Annotated in this window: 19 protein-coding genes and 1 pseudogene; 10 read left to right on the forward strand and 10 right to left on the reverse strand. The window is 43.2% G+C overall.

Translation table 11 applies throughout. The features are described from left to right. From Q3W13_RS18430 to Q3W13_RS18440, 3 genes are read left to right on the forward strand one after another with little or no spacing between them, the layout of a single operon-like run. Positions 1 to 2,316: a PAS domain S-box protein gene (locus tag Q3W13_RS18430; RefSeq protein WP_302866282.1), complete on the forward strand. Its 2,316-nt coding sequence runs from the start codon at positions 1 to 3 to the stop codon at positions 2,314 to 2,316. An 8-nt stretch (positions 2,317 to 2,324) separates the two neighbouring features. Next, a complete protein-coding gene (locus tag Q3W13_RS18435) occupies positions 2,325 to 2,831 on the forward strand; it encodes a molybdopterin-dependent oxidoreductase (protein WP_302866286.1) in 507 nt (168 codons plus the stop codon). 7 nt (positions 2,832 to 2,838) lie between these two features. Beyond that, complete coding sequence (locus Q3W13_RS18440) at positions 2,839 to 3,252, forward strand: VOC family protein (RefSeq protein WP_302866287.1); 414 nt, start codon at positions 2,839 to 2,841, stop codon at positions 3,250 to 3,252. 3 nt (positions 3,253 to 3,255) lie between these two features. Here the strand turns inward: Q3W13_RS18440 and hemA are convergent, their stop codons facing one another. The 3 genes from hemA to Q3W13_RS18455 form a co-directional block, all read right to left on the reverse strand. Further along, the gene (hemA, locus tag Q3W13_RS18445) at positions 3,256 to 4,479 is read right to left on the reverse strand and encodes a glutamyl-tRNA reductase (RefSeq protein WP_302866289.1); all 1,224 of its coding nucleotides are present in this window, start codon (positions 4,477 to 4,479) and stop codon (positions 3,256 to 3,258) included. A 138-nt stretch (positions 4,480 to 4,617) separates the two neighbouring features. Continuing rightward, positions 4,618 to 5,178, reverse strand: a complete 561-nt coding sequence (locus Q3W13_RS18450; RefSeq protein WP_302866290.1) for a hypothetical protein — start codon at positions 5,176 to 5,178, stop codon at positions 4,618 to 4,620. Between the two features lie 13 nt (positions 5,179 to 5,191). Next, a complete protein-coding gene (locus Q3W13_RS18455; protein WP_302866291.1) occupies positions 5,192 to 5,611 on the reverse strand; it encodes a hypothetical protein in 420 nt (139 codons plus the stop codon). A 525-nt stretch (positions 5,612 to 6,136) separates the two neighbouring features. Between Q3W13_RS18455 and Q3W13_RS18460 the strand changes: the two genes are divergently transcribed. From Q3W13_RS18460 to Q3W13_RS18470, 3 genes are all read left to right on the forward strand, one after another. Further along, complete coding sequence (locus Q3W13_RS18460) at positions 6,137 to 7,564, forward strand: DUF3943 domain-containing protein (protein WP_302866293.1); 1,428 nt, start codon at positions 6,137 to 6,139, stop codon at positions 7,562 to 7,564. A gap of 111 nt (positions 7,565 to 7,675) precedes the next feature. Next, complete coding sequence (locus tag Q3W13_RS18465) at positions 7,676 to 8,125, forward strand: MarR family winged helix-turn-helix transcriptional regulator (protein WP_302866295.1); 450 nt, start codon at positions 7,676 to 7,678, stop codon at positions 8,123 to 8,125. Beyond that, on the forward strand, positions 8,115 to 8,615 hold the full coding sequence (locus Q3W13_RS18470; RefSeq protein ID WP_302866297.1) for a GNAT family N-acetyltransferase: 501 nt from the start codon (positions 8,115 to 8,117) through the stop codon (positions 8,613 to 8,615). The genes Q3W13_RS18465 and Q3W13_RS18470 overlap by 11 nt, the downstream gene beginning before the upstream one ends. 61 nt (positions 8,616 to 8,676) lie before the next feature. Here Q3W13_RS18470 and Q3W13_RS18475 read toward each other — a convergent pair whose 3' ends face one another. After that, the gene (locus Q3W13_RS18475) at positions 8,677 to 9,111 is read right to left on the reverse strand and encodes an Rrf2 family transcriptional regulator (RefSeq protein ID WP_302866298.1); all 435 of its coding nucleotides are present in this window, start codon (positions 9,109 to 9,111) and stop codon (positions 8,677 to 8,679) included. A 164-nt stretch (positions 9,112 to 9,275) separates the two neighbouring features. Beyond that, positions 9,276 to 10,109 (reverse strand): MOSC domain-containing protein, encoded by an 834-nt coding sequence (locus Q3W13_RS18480; protein ID WP_302866300.1) that lies wholly within the window; start codon positions 10,107 to 10,109, stop codon positions 9,276 to 9,278. 75 nt (positions 10,110 to 10,184) lie between these two features. Between Q3W13_RS18480 and Q3W13_RS18485 the strand changes: the two genes are divergently transcribed. From Q3W13_RS18485 to Q3W13_RS18495, 3 genes are all read left to right on the forward strand, one after another. Then, the gene (locus tag Q3W13_RS18485; RefSeq protein WP_302866302.1) at positions 10,185 to 11,051 is read left to right on the forward strand and encodes a sugar phosphate isomerase/epimerase; all 867 of its coding nucleotides are present in this window, start codon (positions 10,185 to 10,187) and stop codon (positions 11,049 to 11,051) included. 146 nt (positions 11,052 to 11,197) lie between these two features. Next, entirely contained in the window at positions 11,198 to 12,922 is a 1,725-nt protein-coding gene (locus Q3W13_RS18490; protein WP_302866303.1) for a GMC oxidoreductase, read from the forward strand. A 44-nt stretch (positions 12,923 to 12,966) separates the two neighbouring features. Continuing rightward, the gene (locus Q3W13_RS18495) at positions 12,967 to 13,290 is read left to right on the forward strand and encodes a YbjQ family protein (protein WP_302866305.1); all 324 of its coding nucleotides are present in this window, start codon (positions 12,967 to 12,969) and stop codon (positions 13,288 to 13,290) included. Positions 13,291 to 13,489: 199 nt separating this feature from the next. Here Q3W13_RS18495 and Q3W13_RS18500 read toward each other — a convergent pair whose 3' ends face one another. The 5 genes and pseudogenes from Q3W13_RS18500 to Q3W13_RS18525 all read right to left on the reverse strand — a co-directional run bounded on the left by Q3W13_RS18500 (position 13,490) and on the right by Q3W13_RS18525 (position 17,334). Then, complete coding sequence (locus tag Q3W13_RS18500) at positions 13,490 to 14,197, reverse strand: DUF4397 domain-containing protein (protein ID WP_302866307.1); 708 nt, start codon at positions 14,195 to 14,197, stop codon at positions 13,490 to 13,492. A gap of 152 nt (positions 14,198 to 14,349) precedes the next feature. After that, positions 14,350 to 15,906 carry a M20/M25/M40 family metallo-hydrolase gene (locus Q3W13_RS18505; protein WP_302866309.1) on the reverse strand — a complete coding sequence of 519 codons (1,557 nt, stop codon included), beginning with the start codon at positions 15,904 to 15,906 and terminating at the stop codon, positions 14,350 to 14,352. 145 nt (positions 15,907 to 16,051) lie between these two features. Continuing rightward, a pseudogene (locus Q3W13_RS25245) lies at positions 16,052 to 16,626 on the reverse strand (DUF2238 domain-containing protein). Positions 16,627 to 16,664: 38 nt separating this feature from the next. Next, positions 16,665 to 16,862 (reverse strand): hypothetical protein, encoded by a 198-nt coding sequence (locus Q3W13_RS18520; protein ID WP_302866315.1) that lies wholly within the window; start codon positions 16,860 to 16,862, stop codon positions 16,665 to 16,667. Positions 16,863 to 16,941: 79 nt separating this feature from the next. Further along, on the reverse strand, positions 16,942 to 17,334 hold the full coding sequence (locus Q3W13_RS18525; protein ID WP_302866316.1) for a hypothetical protein: 393 nt from the start codon (positions 17,332 to 17,334) through the stop codon (positions 16,942 to 16,944). Positions 17,335 to 17,469: 135 nt separating this feature from the next. On the opposite strand from Q3W13_RS18525, the gene Q3W13_RS18530 reads away from it, so the two are divergent. Beyond that, positions 17,470 to 18,984, forward strand: coding sequence for an MFS transporter (locus Q3W13_RS18530; RefSeq protein ID WP_302866318.1), 1,515 nt, complete (start codon positions 17,470 to 17,472; stop codon positions 18,982 to 18,984). Positions 18,985 to 19,076 lie beyond the last annotated feature (92 nt).

The raw sequence follows: 19,076 nt of genomic DNA on the forward strand, positions 1-19,076 counted from the left end.
ATGACAAAAGCACTAAAGATACTACACCTTGAAGATATAGCAAGCGATGCAGAATTAGTTGAAAGGGCTTTAAGAAAAGGAGGTATAGTTTTTGAAAGTAAGGTTGTTGATAATGAGGCTGCATTCGTAAAGACAGTTACAGAATTCGGTCCGGATATTATTTTATCAGACCATTCTCTGCCATCGTTTAATTCTCTGGCAGCATTGAAGATTCTGAAGGAAAAAAAAATTGATGTACCCTTTATCCTTATTACATCCACTATTTCTGAAGAGTTTGCTGTAAATATAATTAAGGAAGGAGCATCGGACTACATACTAAAAGACAGATTGCAGCGCCTGCCGAATGCTATTGTCAACGCCATAAAAAGATATCAGTCGGAGAGAGACAAACAAGTTTTTTTCAACAAGGTGGTTGCTAGTGAGGCTTTATTTACAAAAGCTGAAGCGATTGCCGAATTTGGTACCTGGAAGGTTGATTTGGTCAATAATATTATTGATTGGTCGGCCGGCACTTATAGACTGCTTGGTTATGAGCAAAATGAAGTAATACCATCCTACCAAAATTTTTTAAAAAACATTCATCCCGACGACAAGATTGAAGTGGAGCAGAGCTTTAAGAGCGCGGTGGCCAAAGGAACACCGGCACAGGGTGAATGCCGTATCTTAAATAAAGATAATAGCATCAGGTATATGAGGAGCCAATTTGAATTTGAGATGGATGAAAATGGCAAACCTGCATTTATTATCGGTTTTAACCAGGATATCACCAAGTCGAAGCTTGATCAGCTGGAGATACAGCGGCATGTCGAGGAGTTGAAGTCTGCCAGCGAAAGGCAATCCTCGATATTAAATGCGCTGCCGCCGAGTATAGTGCTGCTGAATGAGCTGGGCAAGATAATAGCTGTTAATGAATCCTGGCGGAAGTTTACCATCGCCAATAACTTGGGTATCCCCAAATATGGCCAGGATTACAGTTACCAGGTAATATCTGAAAAGGCAACCGGTGTAGATCAACAGACAAGCATCGAAATTGGAAAAGGTATTAGAGACGTAATTGCCGGCACGACCCGGGAGTTCTCCTTAGAATATTCATGCCTCATAAATAAAAGAGCAACATGGTTCCACCTGATTGTTACGCCGCTAACCGATAAAGCCAGGAAGGGCGCGGTGGTGCTGCACATTGATGTTACGGACAGGAAAAAGGCCGAAGAAGCAATGCAGCAATCTGAGGCGAACCTCCGTACAATTTTCGAAAATACAGATGTTGCCTATGTACTCTGTAACGCCGAACACAAAATAATCTCTTTTAACTCAAAGGCCAATGAGCTTTGCGTGGAACAAACAGGCAAGTCATTGAGAACCGGCGGTAACGGCTTTGGCTTTTTTCCAAAAAACAAAATTCCGAATGTTAAAAAAGCCATAAAGCAGATATTGAACAACGGAATGGTTGCCTATGAAACCAGTTATACGCTTGGTGAGGGAATGGTTAAGTGGTATGATGTACGATGGGTCGGAGTCGCTGATAAAAACGGTATGAATATTGGTTTCATATTAGCTTTTAAGGATATAACCCGCCGGAAACTTTCGGATATTGAACGCGATAAAATTACAGCCGACCTGGTAAAACGGAATAAAGACCTGGAGCAATTTACTCATATAGTTTCGCATAACCTGCGCGCGCCTGTAGCTAACATAATGGGTTTATTAAATATATTGAACAGCTTTGACCTTAATGCTGGCGAAAGCCGGGAAATCACAATCGCCCTTTCTGATTCGGTAAATATCCTCGACAATACTATCAATGACCTAAACCAGATTATGGATGTGAATAATAACGTCAATAAGAAGGGCGAAGAAATTTCGTTAAAGGCGTTGACGGAGGATGTGGTTCGCCTTATTGATGATTTGATAAGGGCTGAAAATGTTAAAATAAATACCGACTTTGGTGCTGTAGATAATATTTTCGGTATAAAAAGCTATATGCACAGCATATTTTATAACCTGTTAACCAATAGTGTAAACAACCGGCGTGCAGAAATTGATCCCGTTATTTCAATAGTCACAAAGAGGAACAACGATTTACTTGAAATAATATTTAAAGACAATGGCAAAGGCATAGAGCGAAAATACTTGAAGGATATTTTTGCGCTGTATAAAAAAATTGACAAAAATGTACCGGGCAAGGGGATAGGCCTATTTATCACAAAAATGCAGGTTGAAAATCTTGGCGGGGAAATATTTGTTGAAAGCGAACCTGGTGTAGGTACAACGGTGAAACTGGAATTTCCTTACACAACGGTTTGTGTCAATGTTTGATAGACTCTATGAACAAGTTTAAACTAATGCTGCTCGCGTTTATAATATTTTCGGCAAGCCCTGCCATGACAAGGCTGTATGCCCAGAATATGGAAACCAATGTTAAGGTAAAAGGTGAAGTTGTTACACCGCTTAATTTAAATAGCGCTAATTTGCAGGGATTTACGCAAGCTGAGGTGAAGCGAAAAGACCACGACGGTAAAGAACATGTATATACCGGCGTTTTGCTTTCGGAAGTCCTGCAAAAAGCTGGGGCACCTCTTGGCAAAGATTTGCGAGGGAAGAACTTGGGGAAATATGCGCTGGTAAAAGCAAGCGATGGTTACCGGGTAGTTTTTTCACTTGGGGAACTTGATAAAGATTTTACGGATCGGATAATTATTCTGGCGTCGCAAGTTGATGGCAAACCATTAGGGCCCGCAGAGGGCCCGTTTAGAATTATTGTTCAGAATGAAAAGAAGCCTGCACGATGTGTACGAATGGTAACGGAAATAGAAATACAGTCGGCTAAATAGTAAAAATATGTCACAGGATATAAAAATAGAAGGCTTGGCGCCACTTTTATATGTTTTTGATATGCCGGCTTCGCTTAAATTCTATCGCGATATTTTAGGATTTAAGGTGGTATTGTCATCCGGACAGAATGATACTGCGGATTGGGTGCTGCTAAAGCTTAATACAACCGAACTGATGCTGAATACCGCCTATGAGATGGAGAACCGGCCGAAAAAGCCAGACGCAAACCGACTTGCCATGCATGCCGATACCTGGTTGTATTTTGGTTGTCCGGACACTGACGCGTTGTACGAACATTTGAAAAGTCACGGTGTAGAATTAGATAAACCTGGTATTACCAAATACAACTGGAAAGCTATTCATCTTAAAGATCCTGACGGCTATGGCTTGTGCTTTCACTGGCCATTACCGAATAACTGATCATCAGACAGCTATCCGCATAAATTCATTCAAAGCTTCGAGGTGGTGACAGCCGTATTGGCCGTTCGAACGCATCTTAACGGCGGCGACGTTAACAATTTGCTGAATCTTTCGCTCGATAATATTGCCGGGTTGACATGCGTCTGCAACTGGCAATTGACCATGAGCGGACAATTGATGGAGATTGACTTTAATAGCATTTAAAGCGGGCGCATTTCTTCGCGTGCTGCACCAATCCAGGAATAAGTTTAGTTGGTTCGTAATAATAGCTCTTGCTTTTGGAAGCTCTGCTTCGCGGATTTTTAGGGTTTCGTCATTAATGCGTGAAATTATATCAATATTAACAAGTGAGACGTTCGGTAGCTGCCCCGCCTGGATTTCAACATTACATGGGACAGAAAGATCGATGATAAGCTTCTTGCCCTTGTTTTTTAATTGTGATGCAAGCACTATAGGTTGTTCGGCACTTGAAGACACCACTATGATATCTGCGCGGGCCAATTCCCGGTCAAGTTGATTAAAAGCAGCATGTTCAAGCTTTAATTCATTGGCCAGCTCAATAGCTTTTTCATGGGATCGGTTGAGCAGTGTAATATTGCGGGTTGGCAGATAGTCAACAAGGTTTTTGCAGGCATTTCGGCCAATCTTTCCTGTGCCAATGAGCAGTATCCTAGTATCCGCTGTAACATTTACATGCTTCCTGATAAAATCTGTCGCTGCAAACGAAACTGAAACAGAGCCGCTGCTCAAATGTGTTTCATTTTTAATACTTTTTGAGGCCTGCAGAACGCAATTAAATAAACGTTCCATAAAACAATTGATATGCCCCCGGTCTCTGGCAAACTTAACGGCTTGTTTAAGCTGTCCGGTTATCTCATAATCGCCTAATATTTGGGAATCAAGCCCTGCGGCTACATTGAATAAATGTTCGATCGCGTCAGTACCGGTTTTTGTATACGCCAGTGCAGTAAAGGTTTGTTTTGAACCGGCAATTTGCGTGCATAACAAATCGATTAAGTCCTGTTGCCGCTCTGCAAAACCATAAATCTCGGTACGGTTACAAGTAGAAAGCACAAACAGACTACCGGTATCGTGATCTTTAGTTTGATTCAAAATCGCCTCATATCCGTCTTTGCTAATGGCGAATTGGCCGCGCAATGCAGCGTCGGTTTTTTTGTAATTAATACCGATAGCAAAGAAATGGGAAATGTCATTTGCGCCATTCATGGCAGTTAATTGTTTTTATTAAGATTACAGGAATTTTGGTTGAAAAGACGGCTTATAGCCTTGGGGTCAGATTAACAAAATGTGATAATTATTCTGTAAAATTAGCCCGGTATTCCCGGGCTAACTAAAGTGTAAACCTTATTTCTGAACAACCTGGGCTTTTAAACTAACTATGATTTTCCCAAGTGAGCCAATCAGGTTTGCCGGCAGTCCGTTCTTGTTAGCGCCTTTAACTACGTCGTCCACAAAGGCATCAAAATCGGCACTGCTGGCTTTACCGTTCATGCGCGGATTTTGCGCCGGATCATGAGCAGCAGTCATATCCATGCCAGTATAGGTGTAATTTTTTGCTCCGGTACCAACGGCCACAAAGTCGGTAAGGTTTTTACTAAGCTCGGTAAAGCCAGTAAGGTTCCCTGCGGTAACTTCGCTAAGCAAAACAGTGAAATGACCATTAATCCGTGTGTCGGCGGCAATTACAAAAATGGTGCTGTCAATAACTGACCGGATGCCCAAACGGCCTTTTTCAATCATCGTGCCGGAATGAGCCGGGTCGTTAACCATAACTGTGCCGCCCAGCGAGTCGTACAAAGTGGCCTTTACAGGCGTTACATTGTCTTTTTTGTTGCTGCATGAGTTAAGTGAAAGGGTTACAGCCATGGCTACCATCGCCGCAAATAACAGGGTGAGATTCTTCATTTGTTGTTTTTTGTTAGATAATTTGTGCTATAAATTTGTATACTTTGTAAGTGAAGGCAGTTGCGGCTACGGGGCAACCGCTGTTTAAGCTTTGCTGACTTGGTTTAAATCTTTCAGCAGGATAGGCAAAGGCGCTTTTAAAATCAGCAGTAATTTTATCGCCGGTGGTTTTCAATGGATAAAAAGTGAATATGACGATGTTGGTTTGCGGGTTAACTAATACATGGTCAATTCCCTGCTGGTGATACATCCAGGCTGCTATTTTGTCCGCGTCGTCTTGAGTCAGCTGCTGCCTGACATCTATTCGGGCCATGACCTTAGTGTATTTGTCCGCTTTGGGCCGGTAAACATAATAAATGTGAGCCGCAAGGACGAGTGTGAGCAGCAGAATGGTTCCGCCTGTCCACAGTGCAATTTTTTTAATTTTCTTCATAGCTGTGATGATTAAGTGTGCAAGATGTTAATGACTTTGTTTTGACAGTTGCTCCATTTACGGTGGTTTGTATTATTGCGGTTTTATAAACCGGGTAAATAATTTGCTTTATATTATAAATAGTTAATAATCAATGATTTTATTTTATTCTGAATAGTTGTTTTGATACGAATTCCAAGTGTTTTGCCGGTAGAGAAACTCTTTTTTATTTTGATTTTGTTGGAAATAAATCGTGAAATCACGAATCTGTGGCGTTGCGAACATTATAGCTGCCTCATGGGTCCCGCCACTGATAAAAGGTTTCCCTGGATCAGTAGCCTGGATGGATAAATTGCTGGTTAAATAAAGGCTTAGTGTATTATTGGAATAAAAAAAAACCTTAATATGCCGATAGCATTTTGGGCATAAAGAATTTTTTCATTTAAAATCCAAAATTACTCTGCTGTGATTTTTTATTAAAACCTTCCTGCGCCTTTTGCAGTTAATTAAGCTTAGCAACGTACCCGGATTACTTAACTAGTCACTATGCGCCCAACCTGTACTCATCTGCTCCCCGCAAAATATTTTTTTGTTTTACTATGCGTTGCCTTTATTTTTCCGAAAAGCCTTTTTGGCCAGATAGAAGTTGACCGTAAACAGCAAAGGGAAGCCGATAGCCTGGCAAAAGCAAAGCTTTTTTATACACCCAGGGAGCGCACACATCATTTCGGCCGTGCTGCTTTGTTTCTCGGTATCGCGGAGGTTACACCCTGGCTATTTGACAGGTACGTTACCCAAAAAGATTACGCCCGTATTTCCTGGAAAACGGTTGGGCATAATATTAATCCTGCCCATTGGGAATTTGATAACGACGAGTTTCAAACCAATCAGTTTGGCCACCCATACCATGGCAGTAATTTTTACAGTGCATTCAGGGTAAACGGGTATTCTTTTTGGCAGGCTGCGCCCGCTGCTTTTGCAGGGAGTTATCTGTGGGAAACCTTCGCCGAAAACCAGGCGCCTGCTCCAAATGATTTTATCAATACAAGCTACGGCGGCATCATTTTAGGCGAGATGACTTACCGTCTGTCGAATAAGATAGTAAATAATCGCACCCGTGGTTTTAAAAGGCAGGTGGATGAAGTGTTTGCCTTCCTGGTAAATCCAATGAACGGACTGCACCGGATCACAACCGGAAAATGGGGTAAAGTGAGTGGGAATTCCACAGAAAGGGATTCGTCAAAAATATATGCTGAGTTCGGCCTGGGCATACGCACATTTAATAACGGTCTGCACAACGCACAATCCGGGTGGTTCGGACACATTAAACTGCTGTATGGAACGCCTTATGAAAATTACAGGGTTCCATTCAGCAATATTTCCGTTAACGCTGAATTCGGCAAAGATGATAGTACCCGTATCAACGTGGTAACTGTTTATGGATCGCTGGCCGGCTGGGAGATCGCCTCAACTGAAAAGCAGGAACATCTTGCGGTGCTATCCGCCAACTATGACTACGTCCGGAACGTCGCTTTTTTTTATGGGGCACAAAGCTTAAGAATAAACGTTCTGTCGGAGTTTGACATATCAAAGAAAATCACCATTAATACCCAGGTAGGGGGAGGGGCGTTGATATTGGGCGCCGTGCCGGACCGTTATTTTACACGCGGCCGGAACTATGATTACGGCTCGGGAGCTGCATATAATCTTTCGGGCGGAATCAATTTTGCTAATAAATTGTTTTATAATCTTAATTACCGCGGCGGCTGGCTTGTTACGTTAAATGGCAGTGCATCGCACTATTTTCTGCATACCCTGTCATCAGAATTTGGCTACCACATCAATAAGAGCCTGGAACTTGCAGCAGAGCCAGGCTACCTGATACTCAATTCTTATTACAACCAGCATCCTACCATCAACAGTAAATACCCCTATTTCAGGGCGTCGCTGCGTTACACCGTGAATTTTCAATAATGCCTGTTTGACTGAGAACTATTTTGTATGCAGGTCTGTAGACTTACATGCTAATGGGGCCATTTTCTCTCTATATAGTTGATTTTGTCAACTATTCATTATATTTACCTGATGAATACAGAATATATAGAGCGTTTGCGGTTATTTAACCGGTTTTACACTTCCGTAATGGGTTTGTTGGATAAGCAATACCTTGATAGTAACTTTTCACTTACCGAAGTGCGCGTTTTATATGAACTAGCTAATAACGTCGGCGAAATTACAGCAACAGCCCTGATCCAGTTGCTCCATCTTGATAAAGGATACCTCAGCCGGATACTGCGGACATTTGAAAAGAAAAAGCTGATCATAAAAAAGCAATCGGCGACCGATAAGAGGGCTTTCTTCCTTCAGCTTTCTCCGCAGGGAGAGAAAATTTTTACAGGCCTGAATGCAGCTGCGCAGCAACAAGCGGCTCACTTATTATCGTCAGTTGGCGATGCTGATGCGGCCAGCCTAATCGGGCATATGGATGCCATCCGTAATATATTAACAAAAACGGTTGTAAAAAATGAATGTTAATATCAATGATATACAAATCCGTACTGAACTACGGCCGGGCGATATTGGCTATATTACCTGGATGCATGGCGTGATATACAGCAAAGAAAACAACTTCGGACTTAGTTTCGAAGCATATGTTGCAAAGGGCTTCTATGAGTTCTGTCAAAATTATGATGCTGAATTGGACAGTGTATGGCTGGCTGAGCATAATGAACGAACGGTTGGCTTTTTGCTTTTAATGCATCGGGAAAATAATGCAGCGCAGTTGCGTTATTTTCTGCTCGATCCAGGCTACAGGGGTATTGGGCTGGGTAAGAAGCTTACCTTTTTGTTCATGGATTTTCTTAAAGCCCGGGGCTATAAGTCTTGCTATTTATGGACGACCAATGAACAAGAGACTGCGATAAGCATTTATAAGAAATTAGGTTTTCTCTTGACGGATGAGGTTGAATCGGCGGCTTTTGGCAAACTGTTAAAAGAACAGCGTTATGAAATAGCACTGAAATAAATATTAATAAAAAGAGTCCCCAGCCTTTGTTGAGACACTTAAATTAAATCAGCATAGCAGATTAAACGCTCAATAGGGTGCTTTCCCGGCTAATGACGTCGGCGATACTGGTTTCAGAAAGTATTTTAAGCGTAGCATCACGCACTTCGATAAATACGTCGCGAATGCCGCAGGTCGTTTCCTGGTGGCACTCGTCACATTTATGATAAAAATTTAAACTGGCGCAGGGTACCATAGCTATAGGCCCATCTGTAATGCGCATTATCTGTACCAGGAATATTTCTTTAGGATCCCTGTTAAGACTATATCCGCCACCGGCCCCTTTTTTACTATATAGAAAGCCAGCGTTGCGCAGGTCGAGCAGTATTTGTTCAAGAAACTTCTTTGGTATGCGTTCTTCCTCCGCTATTTTGGAGATTTGCATCGGTGGTTTGTCTGTATTCTTTCCCAGTACCACAAGTGCCTTGATGGCATACTTTGTTTTTTTCGATAACATATTTACGGTGTCGCTTACAAAGATAGATAAAAGATTTTGTGTTGCCTTAACGCTGAATTTACAGTGATGCTTGTTGTAAAGATAACATTTTATTTAATGGAGATAAAATGTAATGCATGCATAGTAAGTAAGGTTGCTTTGCAGCTCGCAATAATTTTTTGATTTTAAACCAAAAAACGCTCATCGACATTTTTTTGCAAGACAATCAATTCATCACCAACTGCAATCCCGCCTTCGCCCTTATGAATCAAATTTTGCCCGAATAGGATCTTGTTATTTTTGAACCGGTATTTAGCCAGTGTTTTTAACGGCTCTTTGCCCGTTATGGCAGTATCCTGGTCTACCGTCGTCATTATGCAGCGGGCACAAAGCTTAACACCATAAAAATTGATGTTGTTGATTGTAAAATGACCGTACAGATCTTCACCAAACGGTTCGCCGCCGGTAAAAACTATATTAGGCCTAAAGCGATTCATAGGCAATGCCTCAGTAAGCCTGGAGTTCAGGTTATCCAGCGACGCTTGCCCGACTAGCAGGAATGGATAAGCATCTGCAAATGAAGTGATCGAATCCTCCTTAGCATAACGTTGATCAACCATACGGTGCGTACTGTCAGGCATGTAAACTAACCTGCATTTTATACCCAGCATTTCGGTAAACCATTTGTCGGCCTCAGCGCTTACTAATTCCGCAATGCAGTTATCATCCCAAATGGTTACCATGACTTGTTCATGACCTGTACCAGGTGTATAAAAAGGTATGAATATTGATTTGTTGTTGACTTTATGCGTTACCCTTAAACCATCATTTTCGATTGCAACCTGCAATAAAGCCATCTGGTGATGCTCGCGTTGGGTTATGAAGCAATTGTTCTCATCAACTAACAGCCAACGCCGGTCGTGCCCCAAGCCGCGGGATGTTACAAAAGCTTTTTTTACCGGTATGCCGGCCAATGATTTGATAGGATAAATGTATAGTTCGCTTACCTTTAGCATCATCAAATTTATTAAATACGATTTTAAAAGGCATAATAAACAGTTATTTAGTATGTTTACGGCCTATTTAATTATCGTATGACAACTAATTTTATAAAGCACATTAAATTTGCCGCAGCAGCTGTGATTTTCTGCTTAGTGGCGCAAGGCAGTTTTGCCCAAACATCCACGCCGCAAAAACCAGGTGTGGTTTCTTACACCTACCGCAAGGCTTTTGAAAAAGACCCTGCTGCTGCTCTTGATATGATCAAGGCAGCCGGTTTTACCGATTTAGAACTTTCAAGCCTGTTTGGTAAAACGGCTACTGAAATGAAGACGTTGATGGATGCCCGCGGCATAAAATGTTCTTCATACGGCGTGAGCTATGAGGACCTTGTTGGTAAAACTGATCAGGTAGCAAAGGATGCCAAAACGCTCGGCGCTACATTTGTGAGGGTTTCAAACATTCCTCATAAAGGGCCATTTACCGAGCAGGATGCACAAAAAGGTATCGACGATTTTAATAAAGTTGGTAAAATACTCCTGGATAAATACAGCTTAAACCTGGTTTACCATAATCATGGCTTTGAATATGAGCCATTCCGAAATGGTACTTTGTTCGATTTCCTGGTGGAACAAACCGACCCAAGCTATGTAAGCTTCGAAATGGATATTTTCTGGGCTTACTTCCCCGGACAGGAGCCTGCTGCAATTATTGACAAATACACCAGCCGTTTTAAGCTCATACATATAAAAGACCTTAAAAAAGGTGTGACCGGAGATTTGTCGGGAACAACATCCCCTGAAAATAGTGTTGTTTTAGGAACAGGCCAGATAAATGTTGCAGATTGCCTGGCAGCCGCAAAAGCAGCTGGTATATTACATTATTACCTTGAGGATGAAAGCGACAACGTACAGGCGCAGGTTCCTCAGAGCCTCGCTTATCTTGCCGGATTGAAATTATAATATCGCATTTTATTGAAAACAAAGCAGCGCAGGTCACAAGCCTGCGCTGTTTTGTTTTTGAGCTTTTTTTTCAATTGTTTGGATATTACGGTAGCCTACAGGAATATTTTTTTATTTTTAGTAATCCAATTATTTAATGTTTGTTTATGTCTTCAACTGCCGGATTTAATTATACTGCCAATTCAAATCATACTTACGATGCCATTGTTATCGGTTCGGGAATAAGTGGCGGCTGGGCCGCTAAAGAACTGTGCGAAGCCGGTTTAAAAACACTGGTGCTGGAACGTGGCAAAAAGGTAGAACATTTAAAAGATTACCCTACCGCCACTAAAAATCCATGGGATTTTAAACATCATGGCGATATCCCTATAAAAAACAAACAGGAAAACCCGGTAGTTAACCGTTGTTACGCGTATGACGAAAGTACCGAGCACTTTTTTGTAAAAGATACTGATCATCCCTACATCCAGCAAAAGCCTTTCGACTGGATACGAGGTTACCAGGTTGGCGGAAAGTCGTTATTGTGGGCGAGGCAAACCCAGCGCTGGAGCAAATATGATTTTGAAGGCCCCGCTCGTGACGGGTTCGCTGTTGACTGGCCAATACGCTATGATGATTTGGCGCCATGGTATAGCTATGTGGAACGTTTTGCGGGAATCAGCGGAAACAACGATGGGTTAGATACTTTACCCGACGGTGAATTTTTGCCGCCGTGGGAAATGAACGTAGTAGAAAAAGTGATGCAACAACGCATCATGAACAACTACAAGGACCGAAACGTCATAATCGGACGTTGCGCCCATCTCACCAAACCCAAAGAGGTGCATTTACAACAAGGCAGGGGGCAGTGCCAGGCGCGTAATCTTTGCCAGCGCGGCTGTCCCTTTGGCGGATATTTTAGCTCCAACTCGTCAACATTACCCACGGCTGCTAAAACCGGCAATCTCACTGTTTTGCCAAATTCTGTAGTCCATTCAATTATTTATGACGAAAAGAAAGGGAAGGCTACAGGGGTAAGAGTGATAGATGCGCATTCGAAACAGGCAACTGAATACTTTGCCCGGATAATTTTTGTGAATGCGGCTTGCCTCAATACAAACTTAATATTGCTTAATTCAACATCGTCGCGTTTCCCGCAAGGTATTGGAAATGATAATGGATTGTTGGGCAAATATATAGCATTCCAGAATTACCGCGGTTCATTAACCGCGCGCATGGAAGGCTACGAAGATACATATTACTATGGGCGCAGGCCGACGGCTGTAATGATGCCTAACTTCAGGAACGTACATAAACAGGAAACCGACTTTTTGCGTGGTTATATGGTATTTTATACCGCTACCCGCGGTGGCTGGGGGCATTATACACCTGGCAGCCAAATCGGCGCAGACTATAAGGATGCTATTTCGGAAGCGGGTAACTGGGGCGTTTATATGATGATGCAGGGCGAAACTATCCCGAAAGCCAGTAACCTGGTTTATTTAAGCAAGGACAAGAAAGATGAATGGGGTATTCCGCTGCTTGCCGTGTCAGTGGATTATGACGACAATGACGAAAAATCGCTGAAAGACTTTTTACAGCAGGGGGCTGAAATGCTGGAAAAGGCAGGATGTAAAAACATTAGTCCGAACGATAGCAAACAGGCTCCTGGCCTTGATATTCATGAGGTTGGCGGCGTGCGTATGGGGCATGACCCTAAAACATCCCTGCTTAACAAGTGGAACCAGTTACATGCCTGCACCAACGTTTTTGTAACTGATGGCGCCTGCATGACCTCAACAGGTACACAAAATCCGTCGCTTACTTTCATGGCTATTACTGCCAGGGCGGCTAACTATGCCGCTGAACAAATAAAAAAAGGTAGTCTTTAGAAACAAATCGCCGGGGAAGGCATCCAATAATAAAACAGAAGAATATGTTAGTAACAACAAGCACTCATTTGGAAGGATACAAAATTACCCAGCATCTTGGCATTATCAGGGGTATTACTGTTCGCTCCCGCGGCATAGGCGGCAATGTATTAGGTGGCTTACAAACGTTGGTGGGCGGTCAGAATACCATTTACACCGAATTATGTGAAACAGCACGCGAGGAAGCGTATCAACTAATGATGCAACATGCTCAGCAGCACGGGGCCAACGCAGTAATTAATATGCGGTATGACGCTAATGAAGTTATGAATGGCGTAACCGAAGTATTAGCTTACGGAACAGCTGTTGTGGTTGAGAAGATACAATAACAATATGCTTTGATAAAGCAGTCAGGCTAAATAGTTGGTTGTGAGGTTTTTGCAGTTTGCTATTTATGACCCGGTGATCAGCCCGGTAAGCCTCCTTCATTTGCTTCACCGAAAACGGGACGGCCTGTGCTACTTATCAAAAAAACAACGAGGCTACCCAAAAAGCAGCCTCGTTGTTCTAGTAGTTGCAGGCTGGTGACTAGTATATGGCGTTAATTATCAAATCTCCGGTTGGGGCATTGCCATCTGTAGCTCCTGCCAATCCGCGGAAATAAATAGTGTATACCAGGCCAGGGGCGATAGTTTTGTTCGATAAGGTGGCCAGGACGGTGGCAGTACCTGCTTTTCTTATCTCAAAAGTATAGTTCTTTCCTTCCAGGGAAGCAAAATCCGAATAACCTTTAAAAGGTTTGTTTGCTACCAGAACCGCACCATCTTTCACGGCCAGGTCAACAGCTCCGTTGTCTGGGCTGAGGTTAACAAAGCGCAGGTTTGCATTACCCGAGGAGGGCTGTGTAATAGCATCATGCAACAGCAGGAACTCCGGGGTTGCGGCTTTGTTTACCAGGCAAAGTGAGTAAGCCAGGTTCTGCTCCAGCGTTATGGTATCTGATTTAACAACGGTTCCGCCGGTTTGGGTAAATGCCGCTGTTCTTTTTCCCGCATAAGCTCTGAAATAATCCAGTCCGCTGCCATAAACTATTGAATTGTTGTTTACCCGGCTGCCATTAAGCGTAAAATTAAGCGGCTGCTGCCCGGGTGAATCCTGGATAACACTCAGCAGCGCTACCGGCGGCGGCGGGGTAGTATCGTGATTTTTTATGCACGATGTTAAAGCCATGGATAATATGCATACTGCACCAATCCTTGCCACTAATCCTTTTGAAATGTTTTTAAAGTTTTTCATAATCTATAATCAGAAAGTAAGTTTATAATGGCATTACGAAGTAAAAATGAATTGCGCTACAGTGATATTTCCAAAACTGATTTTTATTTTTTATCTCAAAAGCAAAAAGCCGCCCTGTAAACAGAACGGCTTTGATACTAAGTTAAATAATGTTATAAACCGTCAAACACGAAAGTGCCTTTTTCTGCCGGCTTACGTGGCATCATATCGGGCCTTACGCTGGTTTGATACACAAAAGAAGCTACAATAATAGCCGCTTGTTTAAGGTCTTCGATTTTTAAATGGTCGTAATTGTCCATGTTGCTGTGGTGTGTACGCGTCTCATAATCAATAGGGTCCTGTATAAACTGGAATCCCGGGATACCTGCCCAGTCAAACGACAGGTGGTCGGTTGAGCCTGTGTTGGCAAGAGTTACAGTGCTGGCGCCCAAATCGGCAAACGGTTTAAACCACTGTTCAAATACGGGTTTAATTGCCGTGTTGCCTTGTGCAAATATGCCCCTGATTTTGCCGGTTCCGTTATCGAGGTTAAAATATGCAGACACCTTAGCAGCTTCAGGCTTTAACACCATGTCGGTTCCCCTGAAGTGATTTTTTACATAGCCGTATGAGCCTAAAAGCCCCTGTTCTTCGCCGCCCCACAAAGCGATCCGGATAGTACGTTTGGGTTTTAAACCAAGCGAATCCAGCAACCGAACAGCTTCCAGCATCACAATACAACCTGCTCCGTTATCGGTAGCGCCGGTTGATGACGCCCAGGCATCCATATGGCCCCCAAGCATTACCAGCTGCGATTTTAGCTTGGGATCCGTGCCCGGGATTTCGCCCACTACGTTGTATCCCTTCGTGTCCGCATCGTAAAATTTACCTTTAACATTCAGGTTCAGCTCAACATTCTGGCCCGATTCAACCAGTCTTTTTATACGCTGTCCGTCTTCTGATGAGATTGCCACTTTAACCACGCTTGCCTCTGTATTGGTTTTGTAGCCAATAAGACCCTGAACAAACACGGTACCGTTTCGATTTTCATTACCACTGGTAAGAATAGCCAATGCACCTGCTTGTTTGATAAGCTCCGGAACCCTGGCGATCACCTTAAAAAATTTAAGGTAGCCTTCCAGTACCTGGCGGCTGAGCATATAAGTATCTTTCATATTGGCCAATGCAGTATCAGACAACCGCTCGGCAGATGGTTTAAAATCGGCATCGTATGCTGGCGCCTTACCGGCGATCAGTACAAACTTTCCCTTAAAGTCAGCAGAATGCTTAATGATGTAGGCGGTATCCATAGCATTTGCCTGTGGTAAAATCACCACGCCGCCGCTAACCGGTCCGTTAGTGTTGCCTGTCCATGGTTCAGGATAAGCGATAATCGATTGCGAATAAGGCGACTTAAATGAAATGCTGAAGTCCTGTATTTCCCAGCCTTTGCCGAAATCGCCCCAGGGCTCCATGGCGGTATTTTTCATCCCCCATTTTTTCATGGTTTCAACAGCCCACATACCAGCTCGTTTATATCCAGGTGAATTGGTAAGCCTTGGCCCGGCAACATCGGTAATATAATGAGCGATCATCGGGATATGTGAATTCGACATTTCGGCCCTGCGAATTTTGCCGAATACGGCGGTATCAACGTTCTCCTGTGCGTATAAGCTTGCGGAGGCCAACATCAAAACCGCTAAAACGGGTTTAAAGTAGTTGTGTTTCATGTTCTTTTAGTTCTGTGGATTTTGGTCAGTTAATTATATAAAACTAAGATATTGGCTTTGCAACCGCAACTTTATTTGAAAAGCTCGTTTAAAACCATTAAGGCAGACAGTTTTCGCTCAACGGTCCTTCAATTTGGCAATGTGCTTATTTTGGATTCCCGACATGAATATAATCATGCATATCGCCAATAGTGGCAAAAAGCATATCCGGCTGCGTATTCCAAACATCACCCTGCGTCCCCAGGAATGAATCACCGGCGGAGCCGGACACAACGGATACAAACCACTCAAGAAACTCATAGCACATACTGATCGCCATGCAGACGGTAACCGTGAGAAAAGCCATCCAGCCTTTTCCACGAACTACTTGCTTTCTTATCAAGACTTCACGAACAATTAAGCCGGTACAAAGCCTTGCGCAAAATGCCCAAGCTTATCATAGTTGTTCCGGGTTTGATGCAACATATCGCGAACCCAGTTAAATGCGGGCACCTGGGCATAGGTATAGTGACCTCCGACAAATAGGATGTAACATTGTATAAGGATAAAGCAATACGTAAGGTAGCTGAACCTGAATTTTCTAAAAGTAATAAGCAATATGAAAAAGCCTGCAATTTCAGGAAAGACTTCCAGTATCCAGGTAAAATAATCGTGCGGACTAATGGCCGAAACTCCCAGGCCGGCCCAGAACAAAATAATAAGCAGATAATATTTTTGCATACCCTAATGTAGCACTATCGCTATTATATAGACTGTTATTAATCCATTTTGCTAAATTTTAAATATTCTGTTTCATTTTCTTCCGAACCTCTGGTTTCGTTTTGTTCGGTATCTGCAAATAATTTTCGGTCTTTGGTTAAAATTGGGGGGACGCCGTACAGGCCTATGCCAGCCAAAGCCAGCATAAGAAAAAGAATCAGGGCACAAAGCCTTAACACCTTTTTTATGGGTTTCATAAGAATATTTTAAAATAATTGAGAAGCTGATTTTATAAGCAGCGTTGATTGATTGCGGCAGGCCGCTAAAGAGTGGAGTTTATATCAGGACTATGTCAGGATCGTCGTATTGTTGAGAAGTTATTTTGGGCTGATAAAAGAACCAGTTGTCCGGCTTACCGATAGTTTTGCTGTTGTAAACTTTATTGAGTGTTTTAGTGTGAAGACTAGCGAAACGTGATAATACTGTTAGTGGCTTATCAATTGAAATCAGCCGGTTCTGTAACTGATATACTTGTATGATAGCTCTTTGGTAGGTAATACTTTTTACAGCATGCCTTTCTGAAATGTAGAAGACTTCAGTGCCTGATAGTTCTTGATTGGGCTGGGCTCGCAGCGTAGCGCCCGAAAATAAAAAGACGCCCGGCAACAGGGCAATTGCCAGCAGCCATTTGATGAATAGCGCTTGATAATTAAAATGCCGGTCATTCATTGTAGCATAAATATACAAAGAAAGGCTGTAAATCAACTATTTAATACCCGGATATAATGGGTTGTCATTATTTCCGCCCTACGTTGGCATATATTCACCGTATTCAATTAGCCTCACATTTATATTTTTGGCTTTATGCAAACAGTTCAGTCTAAAGCCGGAAGCAAAGAATGGATAGCACTTGCCGTGCTTGCATTGCCTACTTTACTGGTATCAATGGACACCACGGTTGTTTACCTCGCAGTGCCATCCATCAGCCAGGCACTTAAACCGTCCAGTTCACAGCAGTTGTGGATAACAGATATTTATGGTTTTTTGGAATGCGGTTTCCTGATTACAATGGGGACAGTTGGCGACAGGATTGGCCGCCGAAAGCTATTGCTGGCAGGCGCCATAGCATTTGCGGCAGCATCTGCATTGGCCGCATTTGCAAAAAACGCCGATCTGCTTATATGTGCCCGGGCCATGCTCGGTATAGCAGGGGCTACCTTATTGCCCTCTACGCTTTCTATGATTCGCAATATGTTTCATAACGATAACCAGCGCAACTTTGCCGTGGGGTTGTGGACTACCTGCTTTTCAACAGGCACAATGTTAGGACCGGTGGTTGGCGGTTTTTTGCTGACTCACTTCTGGTGGGGCTCGGTGTTTTTGATGAGTGTGCCTGTGATGATACTGTTTTTAATATTGGGTCCCTTGCTGCTTCCGGAATTTAAGGATCCGGGCACTGCAAAGTTTGATTTCATCAGTGTAGTTTTGTTGTTGGTAACTATACTGCCTGTTACCTTTGGCATAAAAGAACTTGCAGAAAAAGGTTTAGAGCCTGCGATGTTAATACCGGCTTTAATTGGCGGCGCGTTTGGCGTCGTATTCTTTCGCCGTCAGCAAAAATTGACCGCCCCCCTGATCAACCTGGACCTATTCAAAATACCACTTTTCCGTATTGCGCTGGTTACAACTTGCATCGCGTTGTTTATGTGGTGCGGCATCTTTTTATTTGTGGGGCAATACCTGCAATTGGCCTTAGGCATGACGCCGCTTGCCGCCGGGCTGTGGACCTTACCGGCAGCTATTATCAGCACCTTTTCCTGCTCATTTGCAGCTCCGCTAAGCAAGTTCATCCGTAAGTCGCTATTAATCACGCTGTCGTTAATAACAATGGGAGTTGGGCTAACCGTTTTCACACGTATCAATACAGATCTAACGGTAATGCTTATCGCCTCAATGCTGATCTCCACCGGCTGCGGGATGGCCGTAACCTTAAGTATGGGTAATGTAATGACAGCCGCGCCACCCGAACGGGCTGGTGCGGCGGCAGGTATTTCGGAAACAATCACAACATTAGGCGGCTCATTTGGTATTGCTTTGCTTGGTAGTATCGGTGTGGCGGTATACCGAATGGATTTTTTGAGGTTGAAAGAAACAGGGCTTCCGCAAAGCGCAATTCATGCTGCTTCTGCAACTTTTGGGGCCGCGGTGGAGAATGCAAAACAGCTTCCCGGCGCGGCTCAGCATGGCATTTTAACGATAGCCCGTAATGCCTTCCTGCATTCGTTTAGAGTTAGCGCCATAATAGCTGCAATATTGATGTTTACTGTCGCTTTTATTGTAGGAAGAATGTTCAGGAAAAATAAGCTAACGGCAGGTTGATGTTCTTTTCGTGGAGACGCAATGCTTTGCTTTTTTTGTCGGCAGGCTATCGAAAAGTAGCTTTTATAAGACCCGGGTATCGCGTCTCTGTA

This window comes from Mucilaginibacter sp. L3T2-6 (assembly GCF_030519355.1).
Classification (GTDB): Bacteria; Bacteroidota; Bacteroidia; order Sphingobacteriales; family Sphingobacteriaceae; genus Mucilaginibacter.

What these genes read in the sequence shown, in the direction of transcription:
- Q3W13_RS18460 (WP_302866293.1), top strand. Translation starts at nt 6,137, where the DNA reads ATGCGCCCAACCTGTACTCATCTGCTCCCCGCAAAATATTTTTTTGTT.
- Q3W13_RS18470 (WP_302866297.1), top strand. Translation starts at nt 8,115, where the DNA reads ATGAATGTTAATATCAATGATATACAAATCCGTACTGAACTACGGCCG.
- Q3W13_RS18485 (WP_302866302.1), top strand. Translation starts at nt 10,185, where the DNA reads ATGACAACTAATTTTATAAAGCACATTAAATTTGCCGCAGCAGCTGTG.
- Q3W13_RS18500 (WP_302866307.1), bottom strand. Translation starts at nt 14,197, where the DNA reads ATGAAAAACTTTAAAAACATTTCAAAAGGATTAGTGGCAAGGATTGGT.
- Q3W13_RS18465 (WP_302866295.1), top strand. Translation starts at nt 7,676, where the DNA reads ATGAATACAGAATATATAGAGCGTTTGCGGTTATTTAACCGGTTTTAC.
- Q3W13_RS18455 (WP_302866291.1), bottom strand. Translation starts at nt 5,611, where the DNA reads ATGAAGAAAATTAAAAAAATTGCACTGTGGACAGGCGGAACCATTCTG.
- Q3W13_RS18475 (WP_302866298.1), bottom strand. Translation starts at nt 9,111, where the DNA reads ATGTTATCGAAAAAAACAAAGTATGCCATCAAGGCACTTGTGGTACTG.
- Q3W13_RS18430 (WP_302866282.1), top strand. Translation starts at nt 1, where the DNA reads ATGACAAAAGCACTAAAGATACTACACCTTGAAGATATAGCAAGCGAT.
- Q3W13_RS18450 (WP_302866290.1), bottom strand. Translation starts at nt 5,178, where the DNA reads ATGAAGAATCTCACCCTGTTATTTGCGGCGATGGTAGCCATGGCTGTA.
- Q3W13_RS18525 (WP_302866316.1), bottom strand. Translation starts at nt 17,334, where the DNA reads ATGAATGACCGGCATTTTAATTATCAAGCGCTATTCATCAAATGGCTG.
- Q3W13_RS18530 (WP_302866318.1), top strand. Translation starts at nt 17,470, where the DNA reads ATGCAAACAGTTCAGTCTAAAGCCGGAAGCAAAGAATGGATAGCACTT.
- Q3W13_RS18490 (WP_302866303.1), top strand. Translation starts at nt 11,198, where the DNA reads ATGTCTTCAACTGCCGGATTTAATTATACTGCCAATTCAAATCATACT.
- Q3W13_RS18440 (WP_302866287.1), top strand. Translation starts at nt 2,839, where the DNA reads ATGTCACAGGATATAAAAATAGAAGGCTTGGCGCCACTTTTATATGTT.
- Q3W13_RS18495 (WP_302866305.1), top strand. Translation starts at nt 12,967, where the DNA reads ATGTTAGTAACAACAAGCACTCATTTGGAAGGATACAAAATTACCCAG.
- Q3W13_RS18480 (WP_302866300.1), bottom strand. Translation starts at nt 10,109, where the DNA reads ATGATGCTAAAGGTAAGCGAACTATACATTTATCCTATCAAATCATTG.
- Q3W13_RS18435 (WP_302866286.1), top strand. Translation starts at nt 2,325, where the DNA reads ATGAACAAGTTTAAACTAATGCTGCTCGCGTTTATAATATTTTCGGCA.
- Q3W13_RS18520 (WP_302866315.1), bottom strand. Translation starts at nt 16,862, where the DNA reads ATGAAACCCATAAAAAAGGTGTTAAGGCTTTGTGCCCTGATTCTTTTT.
- Q3W13_RS18505 (WP_302866309.1), bottom strand. Translation starts at nt 15,906, where the DNA reads ATGAAACACAACTACTTTAAACCCGTTTTAGCGGTTTTGATGTTGGCC.
- hemA (WP_302866289.1), bottom strand. Translation starts at nt 4,479, where the DNA reads ATGAATGGCGCAAATGACATTTCCCATTTCTTTGCTATCGGTATTAAT.